A 6071-nucleotide genomic window follows, 5' to 3' on the forward strand; every position below is an offset into this window, starting at 1 on the left:
GCGCCGATCTCGTCGGCGATCTTCCGCATCACCGCGATGTCGACCAGGCTGTTGGTCGGATTTGACGGCGTCTCGATCAGGATGACCGACACGCGGCCCTTCGCGACGGCCGCATCGGCAGCCGTGCGCACCGCTGTCTCATCGACGCCGTCCGCGAAGCCGACAGCGCCGATGCCGAAACCGGAAAGCGTGCGCGTCAAGAGCGTCTCCGTGCCGCCGTACAGCGGCTGCGAATGCAGGATGACGTCGCCCGGACGGGCATAGGCGAGCAGCGTCGTGGCGATCGCCGACATGCCTGATGAAAACAGGATACAGGCATCCGTCCCCTCATAGATCGCCAGCCGGTCCTCGACGATCTCGCTGTTGGGATGGTTGAAGCGCGAATAGACCAGGCCGGACGCCGTGCCGCTCGGCGGCTCCTTGCGGCCGGAGGTGTAATCGAAGAAGTCGCGTCCCTCTTCCGCCGACTTGAACACGAAGGTCGAGGTCAGGAACACCGGTGGCTTGACCGCACCCTCCGAAAGCTGCGGATCGAAGCCATAGCTCAGCATCAGCGTCTCCGGGTGGAGCTTGTGGTTGCCGATATGGGTTTTCGACGGGCGTGGCGCGGTCATGGCTTTTCCTGCTTTTGAAAGAGTGTCGCACGGCAATTTATGCGATCCCGACCCGCCAGTCCTTGCTATTCTTGGGCTCGCATGGCTGCATTCCCGCAACAAATTGCCCGGAGAGACCAAAAATGCAGCAGAAGATAGCCGACGATTTCGACCGCAAGATTCTGCGCGAACTGCAGGCTGACGCCCGCATCACCAACAACGAGCTTGCCGAGCGGATCGGCCTGTCGCCGTCGCCCTGCCTGCGGCGGGTGCGGCGGCTGGAGGAGACCGGTGTCATCAGAGGCTACACCACGCTGGTCGATCCGGCCGCCTTCGGCTGGAGCATGGTCGCCATCGCCACCATCCGGCTCAGCCGCCAGAACGAGGACGAGATCGTGATGTTCGAGGACGCGATCCGCGGCTGGGAAGAGGTGCTGGAATGCCACCTCGTCACCGGTTCGCGCGACTATGTGCTGAAGGTGGTGACGGGAAACCTCGAGCAGTACGAGCGCTTCATCAAGGAAAAGATCGCGCGGCTGAAATGCGTGGCCTCGATCGAAACCAGCTTCGTCATGAACACCATAAAGGAACGGCGCCTCTAGCAAGAGGCGCCGTTCTCTAGATCGATATGTTGCCGACTAGGGCTTACTTCACAGCCTTGTCGGTGATGGCGGTGGTGTAGGCGCCGGTCGGCTCCTTGGTGATGATCTTCTGGTCGAGCAGCGCCTTGGCGGTGCGCTCATACGTGGCCGGGTCGAGCTTCCCGTCGGCATTGTCGATCAGTTTGGCGACTTCGCTCATCATGCGCTTCTGGTGGTTCTCGTCCTGGCCGCCGCCGTCCATGACGATGCCTGCGGCTTCGTCATTGTTGTCGATGGCGTATTTCCAGCCCTTCATCGACGCACGCACGAAACGCACCATCTTGTCTTCGAAGGCCGGATCCTTGAGCTTGTCTTCGGACGCATAGAGCCCGTCCTCGAGCAGGTCGTTGCCCATTGCCGAGTAGTTGAACACGGTCAGCTGTTCCGGCTTGTAACCAGCGTCGATGAGCTGCCAGTACTCGTTGTAGGTCATCACCGAAATGCAATCCGCCTGCTTCTGGATCAGCGGCTGCACGTCGAAGCTCTGCTTGAGCACAGTAACGCCATCCGGGCCGCCTTCGGTCTTCAGGCCGAGCTTGTTCATCCAGGCGTAGAACGGATACTCGTTGCCGAAGAACCAGACGCCGAGCGTGTGGCCCTTGAAGTCGGCTTCGGTCTTGATCGGGCCGTCCTTCGGGCAGACCAGCTCCATGCCAGCCTTCTTGAACGGCTGGGCGATGTTGACCAGTGGCACGCCCTTTTCGCGGGCGGCCAGCGCACCGCCCATCCAGTCGACGATGACGTCGGCGCCGCCGCCGGCGATCACCTGCTCCGGAGCGATGTCGGGACCGCCCGGCTTGATGTCGACGTCGAGACCCTCAGCCTCATAGAAACCCTTGGCCTTGGCGACATAGTAGCCGGCAAACTGGGCTTGCGTGACCCATTTCAGCTGCAACGTCACCTTGTCGGCGGCCATTGCCTGGAACGCGGCAAGCGACATCGCGCCGGCCAGAACGGGAATAATCAGTCTTTTCATTTTATTACCCTCTGAAGTTAGTGCCCTAAACCCACCGCCCCTATCCACCACGGACAGAGGGATGCCAAAACGTGACGGCTCTTTCGACAAGAGCGACCACGCCATAAAAGACCGAACCCGCAAGTGCTGCAACTGCGATTTCGGCCCAGACCATGTCGATGTTCATCCGCCCGACCTCGGTCGAGATGCGGAAGCCCATGCCGACGACAGGCGTGCCGAAGAACTCGGCGACGATGGCGCCGATCAGCGCCAGCGTCGAGTTGATCTTCAGCGCGTTGAAGATGAAGGGCGCGGCTGCCGGCAGCCGAAGCTTCAAGAGCGTCTGCCAATAACCCGAAGCATAGGTGCGCATCAGGTCGCGCTCCATATGGCCGGAGGCGGCCAAGCCGGCGACCGTGTTCACCAGCATCGGGAAGAAGGTCATGATGATGACCACCGCCGCCTTGGACTGCCAGTCGAAACCGAACCACATCACCATGATCGGCGCCACGCCGATGATCGGCAGCGCCGAGACCATGTTGCCGATCGGTAAGAGGCCGCGCCGCAGGAACGGCACGCGGTCGGCGAGGATCGCAGTAACGAATCCGGCGCCGCTGCCTACGACATAGCCAAAGATCACCGCCTTGAAGATGGTCTGCCGGACATCGGCGCCAAGCACCGGCAGCGAGCTGGCGATACGCGCGCCGATGGCGCTTGGCGGCGGCAACAGGATGAAAGGGATGCCGGCGCCGCGCGTCACCGCTTCCCAGATGATCAGGATCCAGGCACCGAAGATGGCGGGGATGATCAGACGCAAGGACGTCCGCGCCCAGCTCGCCATCGGGCGAAGCCCCGACAGGACGGCAACGCAACGCCAGCCGAGCAGCCAGGCAGCGGTGAGCAGCAGGAAAAACGGCGCTCGCGCCAGACCTTCGAAGCCGGCGATGCCGCCAATCAGCAGCCAGGCCACCAGATGCGCGCCGATGAAAAGCACAATAGCTTCGACGATGGACGGTATTCTGGCCATCGAGATCAAGGCAACAAGAAGCAGCACGCCGAAGATCAGCCAGTTCGTCGCCACATAGGGATATATCAACGTCCCTACAGGCTGCGCCAGCGGATCCACTTTCGGCGCAGCGATCGGGCCGAGCGCCACTGCGATCAGGCACAGCACGATCGCCAGCACAGCTTGCCAGGAGGGTTTCAGCCAGTTCATGCCGGCCTCCCGCCCATGGCGCGGTCAACGATACGCCCGGCAATGCCGACCACCATGACCAGAAGTGCGGCCACCACCGAACCGGCGACCAGCGCCGACCAGATGTCGATGGACTGGCTGTAATAGGCGCCGGCCAACAGCTTGGCGCCGATGCCGGCGACAGCGCCGGTCGGCAGTTCGCCGACGATTGCACCGACCAGGCTTGCCGCCACCGCAACCTTCATCGAGGTGAACAGGAACGGCACCGAGGCTGGCACGCGCAATTTCCAGAAGGTCTGCGCACGACTGGCATTGTAGGTGTGCATCAGGTCGAGATGCATGATCTCGGGCGAACGCAGGCCCTTCACCATGCCCACCGTCACCGGGAAGAACGACAGATAGGTCGAGATCATCGCCTTCGGGACCAGGCCAGTGACGCCGACCGCCGCCAGCACGACGATGATCATCGGCGCCACCGCCAGGATGGGAATGGTCTGCGAGGCGATGATCCATGGCATCAGGCTGCGGTCGAGCGTCGCCACATGCACGATGCCGACAGCAATGATGATGCCGAGCGCCGTGCCGAAAGCAAAGCCGAGCAGCGTCGACGACAGCGTCACCCAGGCATTGTAGACGAGGCTGCGGTTCGAGGTGACGGGCCGCAGGAAGGTGTTTTCGAAGAAGTTCACCGCCACCTGATGCGGCGCCGGCAGCGTCGGCTTCGGCTGCGCCAGCGTCTTGCCGATGAATTCGCTCAAAGTATGTGTTTCGCCGGCGCGGCGATCGAGATCGCGCTGGAACGGCGTGTTGAGGATGACAGCGAAGACATACCAGAGCACGATCACCCCAGCGAGGATCGAGGTCACGGGAACGAGCTTGTCGCGAAAGGTGTCCATCTAGCAGGCCTCGCTGGACGAGCGCCCTCCTCTCCCCAACGGGGAGAGGGTGGCCGGAGCGAAGCGGAGGTCGGGTGAGGGGGTAGAAATCTTTCCGTCCAGGCAAGCCAAGATCGTATCCAGGACAGCTCGGCGCTCGGCCAAGACTTCATGGTTCCAGAACCGGAAAACCGAATAGCCTTGGCTATTCAGCCAGGCGGTTCTCGCCGGGTCGGTTGGTAAATCCGCGTGTTGGCTGCCATCGAGTTCGACAATCAGGCCCACCTCGCGGCAAACAAAATCAGCGATGAAAGGCCCCAACGGCACCTGCCTCACAAATTTGTAGCCGTTGAGATGACGGCCTCTCAGTTCGCCCCAAAGCCTGTATTCAGCCTCGGTCTCGTCAACCCGCAGCCTTCGGGCGCGCTCGGTTGCCCCGACCTTTCTCTTGGTCGGATCTGTCGGCGCCGCCCCCTCACCCGACCTCCGCTTCGCTCCGGCCACCCTCTCCCCGTTGGGGAGAGGAGGAGCCTCATCCTGCCCTCGCTCAATCATCATAGCTGTGCCCTGCCCGCAGCCCATCGCGCACGCGCGCCGCGATCGCCAGAAACTCCGGCGTCTCGCGGATGTCGAGCGGTCGCTGCTTCGGCAGCGTCGATTCGATGATGTCGCTGACACGGCCCGGACGTGGCGACATGACGACGATGCGCGTCGACAGATACACCGCTTCGGGGATGGAGTGGGTGACGAAGCAGATGGTCTTGTTGGTGCGCCCCCACAGCTCCAGCAATTGCTCGTTGAGATGGTCGCGCACGATCTCGTCCAGCGCGCCGAACGGCTCGTCCATCAGCAGGAGGTCGGCGTCGAAGGCCAGCGCACGGGCGATCGAGGCGCGCTGCTGCATGCCGCCCGAGAGCTGCCAGGGATATTTCTTCTCGAATCCCCTAAGGTTGACGAGATCGAGCGTGCGCTTGATCCGCTCCACCTGCTCCGCCTTGGACAGGCCCATGATCTCCAGCGGCAGCCCGACATTGCGCTCGATGGTCCGCCACGGAAACAGCGCCGCCGCCTGGAAGACATAGCCGTAGGCGCGTTTCTCCCGCGCCTGTTCTGCTGTCATGCCGTTGACCGAAATGGTTCCCGAGGTCGGCTTCTCCAGATCGGCGATGACGCGCAGCAGCGTGGTCTTGCCGCAGCCCGAAGGCCCGATGAAGGAGACGAACTCACCCTTGCCGATGGTGAGATCGACATTGGACAGCGCCTGCACCGGCCCGTCATTGGTCTGGAAGGTCAGTCCGAGTTTGCTTGCCGCGACGACGGCTGGCGAAGTCCCTGTCATCGGCTGCCGCCTGCCTGTTCCCGCCCCTGCGGTGCCGGCTGGAATCCGATTGCTTTTATCGCGATGTTGTTTTCCACTCGCCCTGTCCCATTGGTCTTGTCCCACGCAATCGACGCCCGGAGTTTCCCCGATGTCGCCCAAACCCACTTGTCATCTTATCCGCCCTGAAAGCACTTATGAAGGCAAGCAGGGATTGACCTATTTCGCCGGCATCGCCACGGAGACCGTCGGCTCCTCCGGCATCTGCATGCACTTGCTCACCTTGCCGCCCGGTGCCCGCGCCAAGGCGCACATGCATGAGAGCCATGAAACGGCGATCTATGTCCTCTCCGGCGAAGTCCATACCTGGTACGGCGACCGGCTCGAGCATCATATCGTCGTCAAGGCCGGCGACCTTTTCTACATTCCCGCCGGCCTTGACGACGATATGATGCTCGAGCCGGTCGCCGTACCAGGTATGGACTTCGCCGGAG

At 62.5% G+C, this 6071-nt stretch carries 7 protein-coding genes and 1 pseudogene; 2 read left to right on the forward strand and 6 right to left on the reverse strand.

All coding sequences use genetic code 11. The features are described from left to right. Positions 1 to 614: aminotransferase class I/II-fold pyridoxal phosphate-dependent enzyme (locus EN993_RS29515; protein ID WP_127265550.1), on the reverse strand; the 614-nt coding region annotated here is incomplete at its 3' end. Positions 615 to 736: 122 nt separating this feature from the next. Between EN993_RS29515 and EN993_RS29520 the strand changes: the two genes are divergently transcribed. Beyond that, a complete protein-coding gene (locus EN993_RS29520; RefSeq protein ID WP_126069589.1) occupies positions 737 to 1195 on the forward strand; it encodes an Lrp/AsnC family transcriptional regulator in 459 nt (152 codons plus the stop codon). A gap of 43 nt (positions 1196 to 1238) precedes the next feature. Here the strand turns inward: EN993_RS29520 and EN993_RS29525 are convergent, their stop codons facing one another. The 5 genes and pseudogenes from EN993_RS29525 to EN993_RS29545 all read right to left on the reverse strand — a co-directional run bounded on the left by EN993_RS29525 (position 1239) and on the right by EN993_RS29545 (position 5598). Further along, positions 1239 to 2210: an ABC transporter substrate-binding protein gene (locus EN993_RS29525; RefSeq protein ID WP_013530916.1), complete on the reverse strand. Its 972-nt coding sequence runs from the start codon at positions 2208 to 2210 to the stop codon at positions 1239 to 1241. Between the two features lie 40 nt (positions 2211 to 2250). Then, positions 2251 to 3405 (reverse strand): ABC transporter permease, encoded by a 1155-nt coding sequence (locus tag EN993_RS29530; protein ID WP_127265551.1) that lies wholly within the window; start codon positions 3403 to 3405, stop codon positions 2251 to 2253. Beyond that, positions 3402 to 4280 carry an ABC transporter permease gene (locus tag EN993_RS29535; RefSeq protein ID WP_127265552.1) on the reverse strand — a complete coding sequence of 293 codons (879 nt, stop codon included), beginning with the start codon at positions 4278 to 4280 and terminating at the stop codon, positions 3402 to 3404. The genes EN993_RS29530 and EN993_RS29535 overlap by 4 nt, the downstream gene beginning before the upstream one ends. Continuing rightward, positions 4281 to 4691, reverse strand: a pseudogene (locus tag EN993_RS29540) (endonuclease domain-containing protein); the annotation flags it as partial. Between the two features lie 115 nt (positions 4692 to 4806). After that, the gene (locus tag EN993_RS29545) at positions 4807 to 5598 is read right to left on the reverse strand and encodes an ABC transporter ATP-binding protein (RefSeq protein ID WP_109668348.1); all 792 of its coding nucleotides are present in this window, start codon (positions 5596 to 5598) and stop codon (positions 4807 to 4809) included. Between the two features lie 130 nt (positions 5599 to 5728). On the opposite strand from EN993_RS29545, the gene EN993_RS29550 reads away from it, so the two are divergent. Continuing rightward, a partial coding sequence (locus tag EN993_RS29550) for a cupin domain-containing protein (RefSeq protein WP_127265554.1) occupies positions 5729 to 6071 on the forward strand: 343 nt, incomplete at its 3' end.

The sequence above is a fragment of the Mesorhizobium sp. M7D.F.Ca.US.004.01.2.1 genome, assembly GCF_003997785.1.
Classification (GTDB): Bacteria; Pseudomonadota; Alphaproteobacteria; order Rhizobiales; family Rhizobiaceae; genus Mesorhizobium; species Mesorhizobium loti.